General features: G+C 64.0%; 1 protein-coding gene. It reads right to left on the bottom strand.

Annotated features, from left to right (window positions below; genetic code table 11):
• Positions 1–209 (bottom strand): hypothetical protein (locus SB717_RS36455; protein WP_410907914.1); only part of this gene is annotated, 209 nt, incomplete at its 3' end.
• Between the last annotated feature and the right edge of the window lie 58 nt (positions 210–267).

Raw genomic sequence — 267 nt, 5'->3', positions numbered from 1 at the left:
CGCCGCGGCACGTCATTGCCGATGATCTGGACCATGACTTCCGCCGTGGCAGGACGCGCCCGGACAAAGGACCGGTCGTTTTCACGCTCGGTTCCCTGCCGGGTCGGGACGGTGACAGGCGCATCCTGCTGCGGCGGACGATCGTTCGAACCGCGTGCGCGACCGGCCGGCTCTACGCGCCGGCGGTTGTTTTGCACGTGCGAATTCATGCTGCGCTGCGGGAAGGGGAAGTCGTGTTAGCATGAATATCAGCTTTTGCGATAGACC

The sequence above is a fragment of the Priestia sp. SIMBA_032 genome (assembly GCF_046535215.1).
GTDB classification, from domain to species: Bacteria; Bacillota; Bacilli; order Bacillales; family Bacillaceae_H; genus Priestia; species Priestia aryabhattai.
The sequence above is the reverse complement of the archived record's forward strand: the minus strand, read 5'-3'. Positions and strand labels throughout refer to the sequence as shown.